At 63.9% G+C, this 18006-nt stretch carries 18 protein-coding genes; 6 read left to right on the top strand and 12 right to left on the bottom strand.

Annotated features, from left to right (window positions below; genetic code table 11):
* Positions 1–171: 171 nt before the first annotated feature.
* Complete coding sequence (locus tag IC761_RS13460) at positions 172–402, bottom strand: hypothetical protein (protein ID WP_195803716.1); 231 nt, start codon at positions 400–402, stop codon at positions 172–174.
* 81 nt (positions 403–483) lie between these two features.
* On the opposite strand from IC761_RS13460, the gene IC761_RS13455 reads away from it, so the two are divergent.
* A complete protein-coding gene (locus tag IC761_RS13455) occupies positions 484–1008 on the top strand; it encodes a FecR domain-containing protein (protein WP_195803715.1) in 525 nt (174 codons plus the stop codon).
* Between the two features lie 54 nt (positions 1009–1062).
* Positions 1063–2949: a CHASE2 domain-containing protein gene (locus IC761_RS13450; protein WP_195803714.1), complete on the top strand. Its 1887-nt coding sequence runs from the start codon at positions 1063–1065 to the stop codon at positions 2947–2949.
* Positions 2950–2954: 5 nt separating this feature from the next.
* Here IC761_RS13450 and IC761_RS13445 read toward each other — a convergent pair whose 3' ends face one another.
* A complete protein-coding gene (locus IC761_RS13445; RefSeq protein ID WP_195803713.1) occupies positions 2955–4967 on the bottom strand; it encodes a glycosyltransferase in 2013 nt (670 codons plus the stop codon).
* 210 nt (positions 4968–5177) lie between these two features.
* On the opposite strand from IC761_RS13445, the gene IC761_RS13440 reads away from it, so the two are divergent.
* Positions 5178–5918 carry a glycosyltransferase family 25 protein gene (locus IC761_RS13440; RefSeq protein ID WP_195803712.1) on the top strand — a complete coding sequence of 247 codons (741 nt, stop codon included), beginning with the start codon at positions 5178–5180 and terminating at the stop codon, positions 5916–5918.
* A 27-nt stretch (positions 5919–5945) separates the two neighbouring features.
* Here IC761_RS13440 and IC761_RS13435 read toward each other — a convergent pair whose 3' ends face one another.
* The 4 genes from IC761_RS13435 to IC761_RS13420 form a co-directional block, all read right to left on the bottom strand.
* Positions 5946–7451, bottom strand: a complete 1506-nt coding sequence (locus tag IC761_RS13435; protein WP_195803711.1) for a glycosyltransferase family 39 protein — start codon at positions 7449–7451, stop codon at positions 5946–5948.
* 6 nt (positions 7452–7457) lie between these two features.
* On the bottom strand, positions 7458–8600 hold the full coding sequence (locus tag IC761_RS13430) for a glycosyltransferase family 2 protein (protein ID WP_195803710.1): 1143 nt from the start codon (positions 8598–8600) through the stop codon (positions 7458–7460).
* Between the two features lie 243 nt (positions 8601–8843).
* Positions 8844–9044 carry a hypothetical protein gene (locus IC761_RS13425; protein ID WP_195803709.1) on the bottom strand — a complete coding sequence of 67 codons (201 nt, stop codon included), beginning with the start codon at positions 9042–9044 and terminating at the stop codon, positions 8844–8846.
* 102 nt (positions 9045–9146) lie between these two features.
* Positions 9147–9527, bottom strand: a complete 381-nt coding sequence (locus IC761_RS13420) for a hypothetical protein (RefSeq protein WP_195803708.1) — start codon at positions 9525–9527, stop codon at positions 9147–9149.
* A gap of 202 nt (positions 9528–9729) precedes the next feature.
* On the opposite strand from IC761_RS13420, the gene IC761_RS13415 reads away from it, so the two are divergent.
* On the top strand, positions 9730–10551 hold the full coding sequence (locus tag IC761_RS13415; protein ID WP_195803707.1) for a DUF72 domain-containing protein: 822 nt from the start codon (positions 9730–9732) through the stop codon (positions 10549–10551).
* Between the two features lie 10 nt (positions 10552–10561).
* A complete protein-coding gene (locus IC761_RS13410; protein ID WP_195803706.1) occupies positions 10562–11023 on the top strand; it encodes a DUF488 domain-containing protein in 462 nt (153 codons plus the stop codon).
* Between the two features lie 113 nt (positions 11024–11136).
* On the opposite strand, the gene IC761_RS13405 is transcribed toward IC761_RS13410, so the two are convergent.
* From IC761_RS13405 to IC761_RS13390, 4 genes are all read right to left on the bottom strand, one after another.
* Positions 11137–12051, bottom strand: coding sequence for a PhzF family phenazine biosynthesis protein (locus IC761_RS13405; RefSeq protein WP_195803705.1), 915 nt, complete (start codon positions 12049–12051; stop codon positions 11137–11139).
* A 120-nt stretch (positions 12052–12171) separates the two neighbouring features.
* Positions 12172–13071: an amidohydrolase family protein gene (locus IC761_RS13400; RefSeq protein ID WP_195803704.1), complete on the bottom strand. Its 900-nt coding sequence runs from the start codon at positions 13069–13071 to the stop codon at positions 12172–12174.
* Positions 13072–13093: 22 nt separating this feature from the next.
* Positions 13094–14338 (bottom strand): MFS transporter, encoded by a 1245-nt coding sequence (locus IC761_RS13395; protein WP_195803703.1) that lies wholly within the window; start codon positions 14336–14338, stop codon positions 13094–13096.
* A gap of 46 nt (positions 14339–14384) precedes the next feature.
* Positions 14385–15116 (bottom strand): GntR family transcriptional regulator, encoded by a 732-nt coding sequence (locus IC761_RS13390; RefSeq protein ID WP_195803702.1) that lies wholly within the window; start codon positions 15114–15116, stop codon positions 14385–14387.
* Positions 15117–15263: 147 nt separating this feature from the next.
* Here IC761_RS13390 and pstS point away from each other — a divergent pair, with 147 nt between their 5' ends.
* Positions 15264–16289: a phosphate ABC transporter substrate-binding protein PstS gene (pstS, locus tag IC761_RS13385; protein ID WP_195803701.1), complete on the top strand. Its 1026-nt coding sequence runs from the start codon at positions 15264–15266 to the stop codon at positions 16287–16289.
* 43 nt (positions 16290–16332) lie between these two features.
* On the opposite strand, the gene IC761_RS13380 is transcribed toward pstS, so the two are convergent.
* The gene (locus IC761_RS13380) at positions 16333–16542 is read right to left on the bottom strand and encodes a hypothetical protein (protein WP_195803700.1); all 210 of its coding nucleotides are present in this window, start codon (positions 16540–16542) and stop codon (positions 16333–16335) included.
* A 142-nt stretch (positions 16543–16684) separates the two neighbouring features.
* A complete protein-coding gene (locus IC761_RS13375; RefSeq protein ID WP_195803699.1) occupies positions 16685–17992 on the bottom strand; it encodes an adenylate/guanylate cyclase domain-containing protein in 1308 nt (435 codons plus the stop codon).
* Positions 17993–18006: the final 14 nt, after the last annotated feature.

The following is an 18006-nucleotide window of genomic DNA, read 5'->3' as shown; positions in this document are numbered from 1 at the left end:
AAGTGCCGCTGCTGGTCACGTACCGGGAACAGCATCTCGCAGAGGGTCGGAGCGTCATTAAGGCGACTTTTCGTTAAATGCGGATTAAGTTCGGGCTATTGTGTGGTGACTCGTTAACGCTGTCTCATTTTGAGAAAAATGCCCGCAGAACTACGGACTTAGGCGAGACTGTTAACCATGTTTCTCGCCCTGCTGGCGCGACAAACAGGCCTCCCAAGACGCATCCAACTGCGTCCTTTCCATGATCATCAATGGGTCAACCATAACGGCGAAGCGTTGCGCGAGGCTGGTGCAGCGCGTCTTCACCATGATGTGCGTGAGCTCGTTGCCGCCGCCTGACCGAAAGTTGATCGCGCCGGTCTGGAAAAGGCCGCCGCGACAAAATAGCTCCCAGGACGGCACTTCTCAGCAGCCTCCGCTTGTGATACGGTACCGTATCAACATTGCCTTGAAATGTGCCGAGCGCTTGGAATGGAGGCTGGCATGACAAAGGTTGCGCGCGCCGGATTTTTTGTCCTGGCGTGCTCGTTTCTGTTGATCGGACCCGTGACCGCACAGCCGGCAACCAATGCAGGCTGTACGTCATCGGCGTCGGCGGCCGGCACGCAAACGTGGCGTTGCGACAACGGCATCACCATCGTTGCTGAAAATGGCGCCCGATTTGAACTTAAGGACGCCAACCGCGACGGACATATCGACTCGGTCGAGTTGAGCAGCAAGGCGCTGCTGGTCGAGGTGCCCAAGAAGCCCGGCGGCAATCCCTTCAAGGTGCTGACGCCACAGGCGATCGCCGCAGTACGCGGCACCAAATGGGCGGTCGATGTCGCCGAGGCCAAGACCTCGGTCTTCGTTGCCGACGGCCGCGTCGGCGTGAGCCGCCGGACGCCTGGCCGCGGTGTGGTGCTGGGCGTCGGCCAAGGTGTCGACGTGGAAGCGACCGGCCCGCTCACCGTCAAGCAGTGGGGCCAGCCGCGCATCGACGCGCTCATGGCAAGACTTGGCCTATAAGACTCGGCCAATAGGTCCGGACAATAGACACAGAAGAGATTGCAGTACGACGTAATGACGAGACGCGTTCAGATCCCGGTAGCCCTCGTCCTCACCGCGCTGTGGGGCGCCGGCATCTATGCCGCGCACGCCAACGGCCATCTGCGCTTTCTCGACCGGCTCGAGGCGACGCTGACCGATCTGCGCACGCTCGCGCGCGGTGTGCAGGCTCCGCCCGATCTCGTCACCATCGTCGCGATCGACGATACGGTCGTGAAGCGCGGCGGCAGCTACCCGCTGCCGCGCGCCGACCTCGCCCGCGTCGTCGACACCATCGTGCAGTTCAAGCCGAAGGTCGTCGCGATCGACCTGCTGCTGGTCGATCGCAGCGCCGCGATTGGCGACGCGACGCTGGCTCATACGCTCGCGACCGGTCCCATGGTGCTCGCCGCCGCCGCGATCTTCCCGTCGGCCAGCGACACCGTGGCACCTGGCAGCGGAGGTCCCCTCGCCGTGCTGCCCGAGGCCGAGCGCTTCCTGCTGCCGTTGCCGGCGTTTGCGGATCATGCCGATGTCGGGATCGTCAACGTCGCGACCGGACAATCGGGCTCGCCGCTGTCGGTGCCGATGCTGTTCCGGACCAGCGACAAGGTCGAGCTGTCGTTTCCGCTTCGCGTCGCGAGCCGCGCGCTCGACAAGCCGCTGACGATCGCGCCGGACCATCTCATGCTCGGCGATCGCGCGGTACCGACCGATACCGATTTTGCGCTGCCGATCACCTATTACGGCCCGCGCCGTACCATCCGCACCGTCAGCGCGCAGAGCATCTTTGACGGCACGCTCGATCGCGCGGCGATCGAGAACCGCATCGTCGTGATCGGCGCTTCCGTCGCCGGCGGCGGCGATTTCTTCCCGACGCCATTCGATTCGCTGTTGCCCGGTGTCGAAGTGGTCTCGACCGCGATCACGCATCTCGTGTCGGGCGACGGCATCGTCCGCGACCGCAAGGTTCACGTCGCCGACGCGCTCGCAGCGATCCTGCTGCCGATGCTGCTGGTCGGCCTGCTCGCGTGGCGGCGCAGCGCACTCGGCTTCATCGCGGCGGCTGTGGTGATGATCGGCTGGGCCGGGCTCAATCTGTTCGCCTTCACGCACGGCATCTGGCTCAACGCCGCGACCACGCTTGCGGCGGCGGTCCCGCCGGTCGCGATCTTCACAGGCGTGCAGCTCTGGGCCGGCGGACGCCGCACGCAATATCTCGCCGCCAAGAGCCGATCGCTAGCGCAATTCCAGGCACCCGCCGTGCAGGAATGGCTGGCACGCGATCCCAATTTCCTGGCGAAGCCCGTCCTGCAGGATGCGGCCATCGTCTTCATCGATCTCTCCGGCTTCACGACGCTCAGCGAACGGATCGATCCCGACGAACTCCAGGACATCCTGAAGGCGTTCCACGTGCTGATCGACAAGACCGCGGTCGATTGCGGCGGCATGATCACCAGCTTTCTCGGCGATGGCGCCATGATCCTGTTCGGCCTGCCGCGCGCAATGCCCGACGACGCGGCGCGCGCGCTGAAATGTTCGATCGAGCTGCATCGCGGCGTCGAGCGCTGGATCGCGTCACTGCCATCAGCGACCGGGGACCGGCTCGGCTTCAAGATCGGCGCGCATTTCGGCCCGATCGTCGCCTCCCGTCTCGGCGAGAACCACCAGCACATCTCGGCCAACGGCGACACCGTCAATCTCGCAAGCCGGTTGATGGAGGTCGCGGCCCAGAACCACGCCCGGCTCGCGCTGACCGACACGCTGCTGGACGCGGCCGACTTCCACGGCGCTCCCGACGGCGTCCTGTCAGGCCCCCTGCTCACGCAGGTTCGCGGCCGCTCCGGCGTCGTCACTGTCTGGTTCTGGCGCGACCAGGACAGGCCGAGCCAGGCCAGCACCAGGGCCGAGATGATCGACTGAGGCTGCTACCGCGCTTCCGGATGCGCCTTGCGCATCAGCACCCCCAGGCCGCCCAGCTTGCCGCGCGTCATCAACTCGCGAAAGCTGTCGTTGAGAATGATCTCGTCGACCTCTTCCGTGATCAATTTCGCTTCGGCCTCGGTCATGACGTTGGACGTGAACGCGCCGCCCTGTTTCATGGCGTTGAGGACATCCTTGACCAATGGCGCCCCGTTGGAGGGGATGTCCGGCGGCTGCCAGTCCAGATCCTCGACGACGAACAGGCCGCCCGGCTTCAGCGAGGGAAACAGCACGCCCAGCGTGAGATGCTGGTGCACCGAAGCGTGAGACGCGTCATCGATGATGATGTCCAACGGCTTCTCCTTGGCTCCGAGCTCCGCCAGCAGCCCGCGGTCGCCTTGATCGACGCGATGGATCCTGACCCGCGGATGCGAGAACCAGCTGAAATCCTCGATGTCGGCCCCGATGACCTCGGCATTCGGAAAGTAATCGAGCCACATTTGCAGTGACGGCACTTGATCCTGAGCCCACCCTTCGACCCGCCCCCGGCACAGACCGATTTCCAGGATGCGAATGGACTCGAGAGCCTTCGATCGAAACAGTTCGTGATAGACGCGCGTATAGTGATGGGCAATCTGGCCCTTGTAGATTGCGCCCTTGTCCGAGTCGAATTTCGCCGCAAGCTGCGTCAGCCAGTTCGGCTCCAGAACCAGCTTCTTGAGATAACCCGCCACGCTCTGCTCGGGGACAGCATCGAAGCGCAGCCCCCGCTCGGCCCACATTTTTCCCCAGAGATGGACACCCGTCACGCGCGGGTCGCTCAACAGCGCGAAGCCGGCCCGGCCTTCGGAAGCGAACAATTCCACTTCGCGCCAGTCGATCGCATTGAAGGTGGTCGGCGGCAGAATTGATGACCGCAGCTCTTCATCGCCTGCCACGAGCAGATATTCACTCAACAGCAGCGGTCCCACCGCGCCGTATTCGACGCGCCTTTCGCTGAAAAGCCGCTGGAGAGACAGGGCATACAGATTGGCCATGTGCAGCGAGCCCTTGGGCGCGCGCATCACGTCGCCGACGCAGACATGCCCGTTCTCGACTCCCGACCATTGCGCGGAGAAAACGTGTTCCGACGGAAAATCCAACGGCTTCACGAGAACGATGTCCGTGTCGAGCCACCATCCTCCGTGTTCATGCAGAACGGCATAGCGGAAGATGTCGCTGAAGTAGCGGATCTCGCTGTTCAGGACAGCATGCTGGTAGATCGCGCCCGGCACGATGTTTCCGGCATCGACCACCATGACCCCGGGCGGGACGCGCGCCTGCATGGCGCCGACGTTGTCGTAAGTGTACAGCTTGACCGGATGGCCCTGGCGGATCATCGACTGAAGCGAGAGACGCGACATCTCGCTCAGCGGAGCATTCGACCAGAAGCAATGGATCGGATCACGCGCCTCTTTCGACCGCGAGCGGCTCTGAAGTTGAGGATTGAACTGCTCCGTCAGAGCATTCCAACCGTCTCGAGGAACAGAACGGCAAGCCGCCAGGAACGGCAATTTCTGATACGCCCGCGCGATCAGAAAGCAAAGGTTCGCCGCGTTCGACTGCTGCGCCCTGTTCAAGGCGTTGCCGTAATTCTCCCAAATGGTTGGATCAACCGGATCGAGCGCCACCGCTCGCTGAAACGCCTCGAGCGCCTGCTCCTGGAGCCCTCCCCCTTGCAGGGCGGTCCCGAGCGTCGCGAGATAAGTCGCCTTCATCTCATGCGTGAGGGCACGGCAGGCCCAGTCGACGGCGGCGTTGTAATTTCCGCGGAGCAAAGACACGCCCGCCATCAGATGAAGCAGACCGGCGTGATCCGCGTTCGAGGCGAGGCCTTCGCGACAACGGGCCTCAGCCAGTTCAAGCTCGCCCGTTTGCAGATGCTGGAGGCAGATCCTGTAATATTCATCCCGTGTGGGCGAAGACGGCTCGGTCGAGATCTCGTTTGCTCTTGCGAGAGCGCCTTCGTGATAATTCATCGGGGACCTTCCGGACCATGGGAGACCAGGCAGCAACCCGATTCCCAAGACATCAGGAGGGTCGCCACTTCTCAACTATCCCTTGAACTACCTCTTGGAGCTTGCTCGAAGCTGGACACCGCTTTCGGTCCTTCGCGCTGTCGCGTGGCGAATCAAGGGGGCCGTTGATATGCGTGCAACCGGCGATCGGCGCGCTCATCGGGGCCTTGCATGAAGAACTTTGTCGTCAATCTCAACCGTCAGCCGGACAAATACGAAAGCTTCCTGCGACTGAATGCCGGGACCAGGATCGTCTTCGAACGATTCGAGGCGTCCGATGGCGCATCGTTCTCATCGCAGGATGCGCTTGGGATGAATCTGGTCGTGCCGGGAGCGCAGTTCACTCCGGGCGCCGTCGGGTGTGCGGCTTCACACTTCCGGATCTGGCAACAGACGGCTCAATCCGAAATGCCGGCGCTGGTGTTCGAAGACGACGCGATTGTCCGCAATGACATCGGCGAGCGCCTGGATGTCCTTCACCGTCTTGCGGACTGGGATTACGTCGCGCTCGGCTACAATATCGACTCCATCGTTGAGCTCGAGCTGACGCCCGGTTTCAAATCCACGATGGTGTTCATGCCCAAGCAGCCAAGCAGCGAAAGTGCGGCAGCCTTTCAGAAATCAACCGCCCAGGTCGCCACGTTGCGGCTCACCAACTGCTTCGGCACGGCGGGTTACGTGGTTTCGCCGCGCGGCGCGAGGAAGCTCCTGGAGCTCTGCTTTCCGATGGAAAACCGGTTTCTTCGGATTCCCATGCTCAACCGCACGGTCCCCGTCATGGGGATCGATGGCATGATGAATTTCATCTATCATTCCATCGAAGCCTTCGCCTGCTTCAGTCCGCTTGTCATTCCCAAGAACAACAACGCCAACTCGACGACCGTTCCGACCGGCGAAGTCCCCCGCTGGTGAACCCCGCGCCGTGAGGTGCCGCCCCGCTCAAGGCAGGAGTTCGGGCGGCGGCGAGCGGTCCAGAACGTCGCCCCTGGCGCCTTCCAGCAGATCGACGCCGTAGGTCTCGATCACGAGCGGCCCGCGCCTGCGCTGCAATTCGGCGACACGTGTCACCTGCGTGAAGAGCTCGCTGAGGAAGGGATGGCCGTCGCCGCGCAGCTCGTCGACATAGAGCAGCTTGCCGGCAAGCAGCTTTGGATCGGGCTCGGGCATATTGACCCAGCGGATGCGCTGGTTCTGCTGCACCACGCAGGTGCCGCGCGGCAGATAGAAGGTGAGCCAGCCCGTGGTGCCGTAGTCCGGCGCCAGCACGCAGGTCGCGCCGGTGCGGACACGCGCCGCTTCGATACCAGCGGCAAGCTCGCGCCAGCCGACGCCGACGCTGCGCACGGTCGCATCGCGGCGATAGCCCGACAGCCAGCCGGTATTGGCCTGCACGATGAGGGCTGCAAACATCACGATGCCCGCAGGCGCGGCCCAGCGCAGGCAGAAATCGACCAGGCGGCGCGTCCGCGGCTTCCACTGCACGAGATTGGCGGCGGCAGCGGCGGCAACCACGAACGGCGGATAGACCGGCGCAAACCAGTTGGCCTCGACGCGCGCATGCAGCGAATGCCAGATAAAATAGGCGACGATGGTCCAGAACATCGTCTCGATCAGCACGCGCGAAGCCAGCGCGCCGGCCCTGTGCCAGGTCAGCGCGTGCAATCCCATCGCACCGAGGATGAAGACGAGCGGCGTTGCGAAGGCGATCTGGGTCGGGATCAGCTCGGCAATGAAGACGGGACGGAAGTCCTCGATCTTCGCGCGGCCAAGCTGTTTGACGAACGAGACCCATTGATGATCCCAATTCCACAGGATGACAGGCGAGAACAGCGCGAGCGCAACGAGGCCGCCGAGATAGGGCCACGGCGAAAGGAACCAGCGCCTGAGCTTCGGCACCGCCGCGAGCCAGATCAGGATCGCAGGGCCAAAGAACATCGCGGTGTATTTCGACAGCAGTGCCGCGCCGACAGCGGCACCGACCGCGAGCCACCAGGCGCCGCGGCCGGTCTCGAGCACCTTTGCAAGAAAGAACAGCACGAAGCTGGAGGCGACCAGCAGCGGCGCATCCGGCGTGACGATCAGCGTGCCGACCGCGGCCATCAGCGTGACGTTGAGCAGGATGGCGCTGCTTGCGGCCACCCGCGCGCCGCCGAACAGGATCGCGGCGGAACGATAGATCGCGTAGCTCATCGGCAATGCGAGCAGGATCGAGACCAGGCGCACGCCGAGCTCGGTGTCGCCGGCGATCATGGTGCCGGCGCGGATGACGTAGGCGACCATCGGCGGGTGGTCGTAATAGCCGCCCGCGAGGCCCTTCGACCACATCCAGTAATAGGCTTCGTCGAAGGTGATCGGCGTGAAGGCGGCCGCGACCAGCCGCAGCGTCACCAGCGCCAGGATCACCAGCGCGGTGTTGCGGATGATCCGCGCGTCAGCCCCGCCCATATTGCGCTATTTCTTGCGCCAGACGAACAGTCCGGACATCGCGTAGTTCCACACCACGCCCATCAGCGCACCGGCGGCGCCCGCCAGCCACCAGATCGGCTCCTGGTCATAGACCGAGAAGGCGACACCGACATTGGCGAGCAGGCCGACGCTGCAGACGATGTAGAACATGATCAGGCCGGTCAGGATCGCAAAGCCTTTCAGCCGCTGGTCGCGATAGGTCAGGAAGTTGTTGAGGATGAAGTTGCTGGTCATGGCGACAATGGCGCCGGCGGCCTGCGCCTCCGCGAACGGCGCCTTGAACAGCTCGAGCCCGATGAACAGCGTGGTGAGATGCACCACAAGACCGATGCCGCCGACCATCGCGAACAGGATGAAGCGCAGCGAGACAATGTCGTTGGTGAGCTTCGCCAGCACCAGCCCGAGAAAATCCAGCGCGACCATGGAATCGAGCTTGCTCTCGCCATGCTGGCGGGCGCCGAACGTGTAGGGAATTTCGACCGCGCGCAGATTGCCATGCGCGGTCGCGACGAGGTCGAGCAGGATCTTGAAGCCGTGCACGGACAGCTTCGGCGCCAGTTCCTCGAAGCGGTCGCGGCGAACCATGAAGAACCCGCTCATGGGATCAGCGATCTCGACCCGCAGCATCTTCCTTGCGACCTCGGTCGCGAGCGCGCTGGCGCCGGCGCGCTGCTTGTTGAAACCTTCGCTCTTGTAGCCCTCGATGTAGCGGCTGCCGACGACGAGATCGGCCTGCCCGCTCGCCAGCAGCGACAGCATCTTCGGCAGCTGCGTCTCGTCATGCTGGAGATCGGCGTCGATCACCGCCGCATAGGATGCGCTGGAGGCCAGGATGCCCTCGATGCACGCACCCGACAGGCCGCGGCGGCCGATGCGGCGGATGCAGCGCACGCGGCTGTCCTTCTGCGCAAGGGCACGCACGACGTCCCAAGTGCCGTCGGGCGAATTGTCGTCGACGAACACGACCTCCCAGGCGATGCCGGCCAACGTCGCCTCCAGCCGCCGGTACAGCACCGTGACATTGTCGCGCTCGTTGAAGGTCGGGACGATGACCGACAGTTCTGGCGAGCGCGAGCCCGCCTGGGCCTGGGGCGTCTGGTCGGGGCCCGGTCTGATCGCTTCATTCATGACGGCAGCGTATATCCGCCGCGTCCAGCGATGCCAAGCCAGGGTTTCTCGGGGGATTGGCCCAGAAGAGGCCCTAAAATGCCAACGACCCCGGAACGGCAGACCGCGCGTACATCCGGCGCGAGCCCAAGCTATTCCAAGGTCGTTCCAGCGCCGGAGTTTTCGCTCAACGTCGCCGTTGGGAGATAGATAGAAACGACAGGACCGCTTCGCAAGGGGGCAAAAGCGCTCTTTTTCAGGCCGCTACTGGTTCGGGACTTCCCGGATCACCGGGCCCCGCGGCGCGGGCGCAGCCGGGGCCACAGGCGCCATGGCGGCCGGCTCGGCCTTGGCCGGCTTGGCGGGCTTTCCGTATTGGCCGATCGGCCCGAAGACGACGGCGACCGCAAGCACGACCGCCGCAACGATCGCGCCAAAAATGCCACCCACCGACTCAGACGACATGCGAACCCGCCCTATTCCAGAAGTCCCCGATATTACCATGGATGAACGCGCGGCCGGAAGGGCTCCGGAGGGGCGAATAGCGAATGGCGAGTAGCGAATGCCCTATTTCTGCGGTGGCCGGTGCTTGACGAAGGCGATCACGATGTCCTTCTGCGCAGACTCCACCGCCCTGTTCGCGGTCGCGAGATGGGCGCCGGCATCGATGTTCGGATATTGCGCGGTGAGATAGTCGAGCAGCGCCACCCGATAATATTGGCGCTCCGACGGACAGGCACCCGCAACCGAGCGGCCAAAATCCTGTTCCGACAGGCCCTGATTAGAGTCGCGCGAGTATTCCCGCGCCAGGCAATGCCAATAGTCGTCGCGGCCCTGCATGGCGAGCTTCTGTGCGCCCTTCGCATCGTCATCGTCAGCCAAAGCCGCAGAAGTCATGGCAGCAGATGTCATCACCACGAGCGCCGCTCCCACCATCAGCATCCGCATCTTGTTCTCCTTTTGCGCAGATTCATCGTGAGCTTAGACGGGAGACGGCAACTGGCCAATCACATCTGCTTTGACCAAAGCGCGATGTGATCGCGCTTTGGGTTATCGATTGAGCATGATTCCTCTCGGAAAACCGCTTCACACTTTTCCGGATCATGCTCTAGGATGCAGGCCTCCCCTCCCCGTCGATACGAGATCCTCCGTGGCCAAAGCAAAAACCGCGTCAAAAAAATCCGGCAACATCTTCATCGGCATCGGCGGCTGGACGTTCGAGCCCTGGCGCGGCGTGTTCTATCCGGAGAAGCTGACGCAGGCCAAGGAGCTGTCCTACGCGGCCTCGAAGCTGACCTCGATCGAGATCAACGGCACCTATTACGGTTCGCAGAAGCCCGAGAGCTTTCGCAAATGGGCAGCCGAAGTGCCGGAGAGCTTTGTGTTCTCGGTCAAGGGGCCGCGTTTCGCCACAAACCGCCGCGTGCTGGCGGAGGCCGGCGATTCCATCAAGCGGTTCTATGATTCCGGCGTGCTGGAACTCGGTGATCACCTTGGCCCGGTGCTGTGGCAGTTCGCGCCGACCAAGAAATTCGACGGCGCCGATTTCGGCAAGTTTTTGGAGCTTCTGCCGCGCAAGGTCGACGGCCGCGCGCTGCGGCATGTGGTGGAAGTGCGCCACGACAGCTTCTGCACGCCGGACTTCGTCACGCTGATCCGCGACTTCGAGACGCCTGTCGTGTTCGCCGAGCACGGCAAATATCCGGCGATCGCCGACGTTGCCGGCGATTTCGTCTATGCCCGGCTCCAGAAGGGCAATGACGAGATCAAGACCTGCTATCCGCCGAAGGAGCTCGATGCCTGGAGCAAGCGGTTCCAGGCCTGGGCCGAGGGCAGTGAGCCCGACGACCTGCCGAAGGTCGACAAGGCCAAGCCGAAGAAGGAGCCGCGCGACGTGTTCGCCTACGTCATTCACGAGGGCAAGGTGCGCGCACCGCACGGCGCCATGGAGCTGATCGCGCGGGTGACGTGAGAGGTGGTCAATGGCGAAGACGAAAAAACTGTTCACGATCGGTTATGAGCAGACGCCGCCCAAGGCTGTGCTGGACGAACTGGAACAGCACGGCGTCAAGCTCGTGGTCGACGTGCGCGCGGTGACGTCGTCGCGGCGGCCGGGCTTTTCCAAGAAGCAGCTCGCCGCAGGCCTCGATGAGCGCGGCATCGCTTATGTCCACCTCGCCGCACTCGGTACGCCGAAGGACGGCCGCCTCGCCGCGCGCAGCGGCCAGTACGACGTGCTCGAAAAGATTTTCTCAAAGCACCTGAAGGCGCCCGAGGCCAAGGAAGCGATCGACGCGCTCTCGGCACTGGTGAAGAAGGCGGGCCCCGTGTGCCTGCTCTGCTACGAGCGCGACCATACGCATTGCCACCGCCAGATGATCGCGGAGATTATCGAGGAGCGCGATGGGGTGGCAGTGAAGAACTTGGCGGGACGGCAGGTGTAGCCCCTCCCGTCATTCCGGGGCACGACGAAGTCGCGAGCCCGGAATCCATCGGGCCACAGAGTTGGTGGATGAATGGATTCCGGGTTCGCGCTACGCGCGCCCGGAATGACAACTCACCCCTCCCCCGCCAGCCTGAACGTCCCTTCCATCATCTGCACGCAGCTGCCGCCGACATGGGCGGAGACGATCTTGCCATCCTGCTTGCGCACGCGCGTCAGGAGCAGGCTCGGCCGGCCCATGTCAAAGCCCTGGCCGACCGTGAGCTTCAGTTCGCCGTCGCGCGTGGGATCGAGATCGGCGAACAGGGACACGGCCGCGACCGTCGCGCTGCCGGTTGCGGGATCCTCGGCGAAACCGCTGGCACCCCGCATGAACATCCGCGCCTGCCGCTCGCAAGGCGCCTCAGATGCGGACACATCGCGCGTATAGAACCACACCGAGAAGGCACCGTCGCGGGGAAGCACCCTGCCGAAGGCCTCGGCATCAGGCCTGGCGCGCTTCAGCGCATCGCGCGACTTCAGCTCCGCCACCAGAAACGGCGTTCCGACGCCGACGACCTGCGGTGCATGGCGGTCGGTCTTGATGTCATCCGCCGTCAATGAGATGCAGGACGCGACGTCAGCGGCAGAAACCTGCGCAAGCTTCGACAGCGGCTGCGGCGCGGTGAGCTCGGTGCTGATCACTTTTCCCTGCTCTCGGAAAATATCGACCGGCACGAGCCCCGCCTTCTCCTCGAACAGCAGGCGCGGCTTCGGCTCCTTCGCGATCGTTGCAAGCACGAAGGCGGTGCCGACGTTGGGATGGCCGGCGAAGGGCAGCTCCCGCACTGGCGTGAAGATGCGCACCTCGGCATCGTTGGCCCTGTCGCGCGGCGGCAGCACGAAGGTCGTCTCGGAATAGTTGAACTCGGTCGCGATCGCCTGCATCTGCGCGGTCGACAGCCCGCCGGCATCCAGCACCACGGCGAGCTGGTTGCCGCCGAAGGCGCGGTCGGTGAACACGTCGACGGTGATGTAGCGGCGCTGCATGTGAAGTCCTCACGCAAATGGCGGCCGCAACCGGCCGCGTCGCGCAGCACTCTACAAGCCGGCAACATCGCTCGTCATGCCCCAAAATTCGGAGCAATCGGAGCAATCACGGATGAGGTGTCAGAAGCGAAACAGCGGTCGCGGCGATGCCAGGACTTGCGCGCGCTCGCTCTCGTCGACGATCAGCGTGTCGAGGAATTGCCGGTTTTTCGCATAGGTCTGCGTTGCCTCGAACTGCGTGTGCGGCCAGTCGCTGCCCCACAGCAGGCGATCGAGGCCGTAAGCATCGCGCAGCGGCGGATAGGCCTCTTTCGCAAAACTCTCGCCGGCAGCGCCGTTGCGATACGGCGCGGAAATTTTCACCCAGACTTTCTTCGTGGCGCCGAGCTTGAGCACCGATTGAAAGCCGGGATCGGCCACGCCGAGTTTTGGATCGGGCAGCGCGTAGTGATCGAGCACGATCGTCACGCCACGGTCGAGCAGTTGCGGCGCGATCGCCGCGAGATCGGACGCGTTGCGCTGGATCTCGATCTGCCAGCCCATCGCTTTCACTTCCGCCAACAGCATCTTCCATTCGGCCGCTACGAGATCGGGCAAGGGTTGACCCACGAGATTGAGGCGAATGCCGACAACGCCGGCACGCTCGAGCGCACGCAGCTCGTCCACGGGGATCGCGGGATCGACGACGGCGATGCCGCGCAGGCGGCCGTTGGTCTGCTTCAGGCACTCGACCAGATAAGAATTGTCGGTGCCGAGAAAGCTCGGCTGCACCAGCACGCCATTGGTCATGCCGTTGTGGTCGAGCTGCTCGAGATAGAGCGAGAGCGGCGCGTCGTAGTCGGGCGCATAGCGCCGGCCCGGCGCGAGCTTGAGCCCGCGATGAAAGACATGCGCGTGGGTATCGATCGTCGGCAAGCTCGTCTCATTCATGGCCTGCCCCGCAACGGCCGCGGCCGGCACGAGGGACACAAGGGCTGCGCCGAACTGGCGGCGCGTCAGGCCGCGCTGGCGGTACGTCATGATGTATGCTCCCCATCCTGCGTCAGGCGCGCGACGCGACGGTCTGTTCAAAGACCTTGCCGCGGGTTTCGGGCAGCAGCACCACCGCGATCAGCACCAGCGAATAGGCGAAGGCCGCGTCGATGCCGATCGCAGGTCCAAGCCCGATGTGATCCCCGAGGAAGCCGACCAGGAAGGGAAACGCCGCGGAGACGATGCGGCCGAAATTGTAGCAGAAGCCGACGCCGGTGCCGCGCACGCCAGCCGGATAGAGCTCGCTGAACAGCGCCGCCATGCTCGCAGGGATTCCGGCGGAGAAGAAGCCAAGCGGAAAACCGAGCACCAGCATCTGGCCATCGGTCAGCGGCGCGAAGATATAGACCAGCACGGTGACGATGCAGGCACTGGCAAACAACGCGACATTGGCGCGGCGACCGATGCGGTCGCTGATGATGCCGCTCGCGACACAGCCGCAGAAGAAGGCGACGATGATGACGGCGAGATAGCCACTGGAGCCGAGCACGGAGAGATGCCGCACCTCGCGCAGGTAAGTCGGCAGGAACGTCGTCAGCGCGGCGTAGCCGCCGTGGGCGCCGATGCCAAAGAGGCCACCAACCAGGGTCGAGCGCAGCACGTCGGGGTGGAAAATGCCTGCGAGCGTGGCAAAAAGCGGCGGCTCTGCGTCCTTGGCAACGGCGCGCGGCGGCTCTTTCAGGCCGCGGCGGATGAAGATGATGAGAAGCGCGGGCAACAATCCAATCGCAAACAAAAGACGCCAGGCGATATCGGCCGGCGCATAGGTGAAGATCAGCGCTGACAGCAGCACGGCCGCGCCCCAGCCGACGGCCCAGGCGCTCTGCACCGAGCCGAGCGCCTTGCCGCGATGCTCGGGACGGATGATCTCGGCCATCAGCACCGCGCCGCAGGCCCATTCCGCACCGAAGCCGAGGCCCTGGATCGCCTTGAGCACCAGAAGCTGGGTGTAGCTCATCGCAAACGCACTGGCGAAGGTCGCGAGCGCGAAGGTTGCCACCGTGATCTGGAGCGCCTTGACGCGGCCGTAACGATCGCCGAGCGCGCCGCCGAGCCAGCCGCCGAACGCGCCGAAGAACAGCGTGACCGATCCGAGCAGGCCGGCATCGGCCTTGCTGATGTGGAACGCCGCGATCAGCGCGGGGATAGCGAGGCCGAACATCTGGACGTCGAGCGCATCCAGCGCCCAGCCGCCAAAGCTTGCCCAGAACGTGCGCCGCTCCAGCGGCGAGCTTTCACTGTACCAGTTCGACATTGTTCCCCCTGAATTCGTTATTGATTGAAGTTGTTGAAGTCCGCCGTCACCGGATCTCGGCGTGGTACCGGAAGCGGTCCGCCGGCCCGCGCGACCGTCGCCATTCGATCGGTCGCCGCTCCAGATCGAGCGCAAGCCGCTCGATCACGATCAGCGGTGCGTGAGCTTCGAGCCGCAACAGCCGCGCCTGCATTTCGTTGGCGGCCTCGACCGTCAAAATTTCCTCGGCCGAGACCACGACCTCGCCGCAGCGCTCCTCGTAGAGCGGATACAGCAAGTCGCCGAATTCAGCGGTGTCGATCTCGAGTATCTCCGCGAAGCGCGACTGCTGGAGCCAGATCTCTTCGGCCAGCAGCGGCACGTCATCGATCAGGCGCAGGCGCGACAGGCTAATCACGGGCTCGCCCGCGGGAATGCGCAGTGCGGATGCGACGGCCGAATTCGCGGCCACGCTTCTGCGCCGGATGATGCGGCTCTTCGGCACGCGCCGCTCGCCGCTCTCGGACTGGAAGCGGAAGAAACGAAACAGCGAGGAGTTGAAGCGCGCGCGCCGCACGAACGTGCCACGGCCCTGCTGCCGCTCCAGAACATTGTCGCTGACGAGCTGGTCGATCGCCTTGCGCACGGTGCCGATCGCGACGCCGTAATGCGCACCGAGCTCGGCTTCCGACGGGATCGGCTCGCCCGGCCGCCATTCATTGCGGTTGATCCGCGCGGCGAGGTCGTCGCGCAGGCGCTGGTAACGTGGCAGGCGGTCGTCGCGCAGGGCTGGATTCATATAGTCATATAGATGACTAGATGAAATGCGAGTCAAGCGCTACCCTGATACCGGAGCCTCAGCGCGTGTCATCGAGGCGTCACGGCGCCGTCTGCGGCATGTGATACCCGATGGCGCTCATATCTGGCTCTGGCGTGAGGGCAAATCATGCTGAAATCGATGATGGCGCTCGGTTTTGCCGTTCTGGCTTTCCATGCGCAGGCGCGGGCCGCCGAAACCAGCGGCGCCGGCTCGACCTTCGTCTATCCCCTCATCACGAAATGGTCGGCGGCGTACGAAGCCAAGACCGGCAACAAGATCCTCTATCAGCCGGTCGGTTCGGGGGTCGGGATCACCCAGGCGAAAATGGAGCTGGTCGACTTCGCCGCCAGCGACATGCCGCTCTCGTCGAAGGATCTCGACAGAGCCGGGATGGCGCAATTCCCCCTGGTCATCGGCGGCGTCGTGCCGGTGGTGAACATCGACGGGATCAAGCCCGGCGATTTGCGTTTCACCGGGGCCGCGCTCGCCGAGATCTTTCTCGGCAACATCAGATTCTGGGATGAGCCGGTGATCCGGCAACTCAATCCCAGATTCAATTTGCCGCATCTGCCCATTACGGTCGTTCATCGCGTCGAAGGATCGGGAACGACATTCAACTGGACCAACTATCTCTCGAAGGTCAGCTCCAAATGGAAAGAGGCGGCCGGAGACGGCACGACCGTGCAGTGGCCGATCGGCGTCGGCGGCAAGGGCAATGAAGGTGTCGCCTCGCTGGTCGGACTGACACCGGGATCGATCGGATATGTCGAGTATTCCTATGCGATGCAGATGAAGGACAAGATTGCTTTCGGCCTCGTCGAGAACGCTGCCGGGAACTACAGCTTTCCGAATGCGAGCAGTTTCAGGGAGGCCGCCTCGACCGCGAACTGGGACAGCGCCAAGGATTTTTCTCTCGTCTTGACCAATTCGACCGGTGAGCACGCCTACCCCATCACCGCGACGGTGTTCATCGTGATGCACAAGCAGGCCAAGGCGCCCGACCGTGCGGCCGTCGCGATGGATTTCTTCAAATGGGCCCTCGACAACGGCGGGGAACAGGCGGCAGCGCTCGAATACGTGTCGCTACCGGCGGAGGTCGTGCAGAAGATCAAGGACTATTGGAAAACGCGCTTCACTGACTGGAAGGGCTAGCGCCGGGCTGGCCGTCTTCGCCAACCCGACTCTGTCGCGATCGTCAGTTGGCGTACGAGTACGCCGTGTTCGGCAGGCAAGGCGGCTGCTTGTAGGGCGCAGAGGCATACGCGCCCTCTGCCGGCGCCCTGACGCAGTCTGCGGTCGCCTGGGTTGCGGCGCGCCGCGGCGTGACGTCGCGTGCGGATGCGGCCTGGGTTTGATAGAGCGCGGCGGCGATCAGGGCGGCCGCAACAAGGGTCGATCGGGTCATTGGCTTTCTCCGTGTGACAATCGGAAGCCGAGACATGTCGGCATCCAGAGTGCAGGACCGGAAATCTAGCAGCAATATTTCATCACGCGCCTTCAACGGAACGCGATCCGCTTCAACGAAACGCGACTCACACGTGAAGGCGCTACCCCAATTGAAACACCGCGACCGGCTGCTCGTAGCCACGGACCGTGACCTCGCCGAGCGCCACCGCGTCGCCGCCGTCATCGCCGAGCGCTTCGCGCACGGTGGCCGAGATCAGGAGCTGCGAGCCGAACTCCTTGTTCAGCGCCTCCAGCCGCGAGGCGAAATTCACGGTGTCGCCGATCACCGTGTATTCCTTGCGCCGGGGCGAGCCGATATTGCCGGCGACGACCTCGCCGAAATGGATGCCGATGCCGATTCTGAGCGGCCAGCTGGTCTGCGCGTTGATGCGCTCCATCGCGCTCAGCATCTCGCGTCCCGCGGCGACCGATCGATGGGCGGCATCGGACGCTTCAAGCGGCGCGCCGAACAGCGCCAGAAAACCGTCGCCGAGAAACTTGTTCACGATGCCGCCATGGCGATCCAAGATGTCAACCAGCACAGCAAAGGCGCCGTCGAGCCGGTCGACGACCTCCTGCGGGGTGCGCGACTGCGCGCCAGCAGTGAAGCCGCGAAAGTCGACGAACATCACGGCGACACGCCTGATATCGCCGGCCGCGCTCGTCCCCTCCGCCATCAGCCGCTCTACCACCTGTGGCGAGACATGCTGGCCGAACAGGTTGGTCACGCGGTCGCGTGCGGTGGCAGCCGTAATGCTCGCGGCGAATTGTCGCCGCAACTGCGCGCCGACGGAGCCCGCGAGCACGCCGCAGACCAGGATGATCGTGCTGCGAACCGCATGAAAATAGGTCTCGGGATCGCCTGCGGCATTGGTGGCGTCGAAATACATCGCGACCACGAAGAGTTCGGCCGCAGCCACGAAGCCGGTGAAGGTCGAGAGCCGGAAATCGAGGCGCAGGGTCGAGAGAATGATAAAGATGAAATAGACCAGCGGCGTGACATAGCTTAGCGCCTGGCTTGCCCCCATGCTGCGGATCTGCAGGATCAGGATCACCGTCGGCACCGATGTCTCGATCAGCGCGCTGATATAGCGCCTGACGATGGGCACGTCGCGGCCGAGCCTGAGATTTCGCCGGATCTGGGCATGGACCCAGGCCTCGAACAGAATGAAGCCCGTCATGAGCGCATAGAGCTGGGCCCTGCCGGATGTCCCGTGCCAAACCCTCTCGGACACGCGGGGATCGATCAGCTCGATCGCGGTGAAGAACACGACGATGACGCATCCCGTCGCGATCAAGGCTCTGACTCGCAACAGTTCGGTCCGCAACACCTCGCGCGTGAGCTCGCGCTCGAACTCCTCCGACATCACGGCATGCTGCCGATTCTTCCTGATGGCAAAGCTGACCATTCCACCCCCTCGAT

This window comes from Bradyrhizobium commune (assembly GCF_015624505.1).
GTDB classification, from domain to species: domain Bacteria; phylum Pseudomonadota; class Alphaproteobacteria; order Rhizobiales; family Xanthobacteraceae; genus Bradyrhizobium; species Bradyrhizobium commune.
Note: the sequence above shows the minus strand (reverse complement) of the source record. Positions and strands in the feature narration are given on the sequence as shown.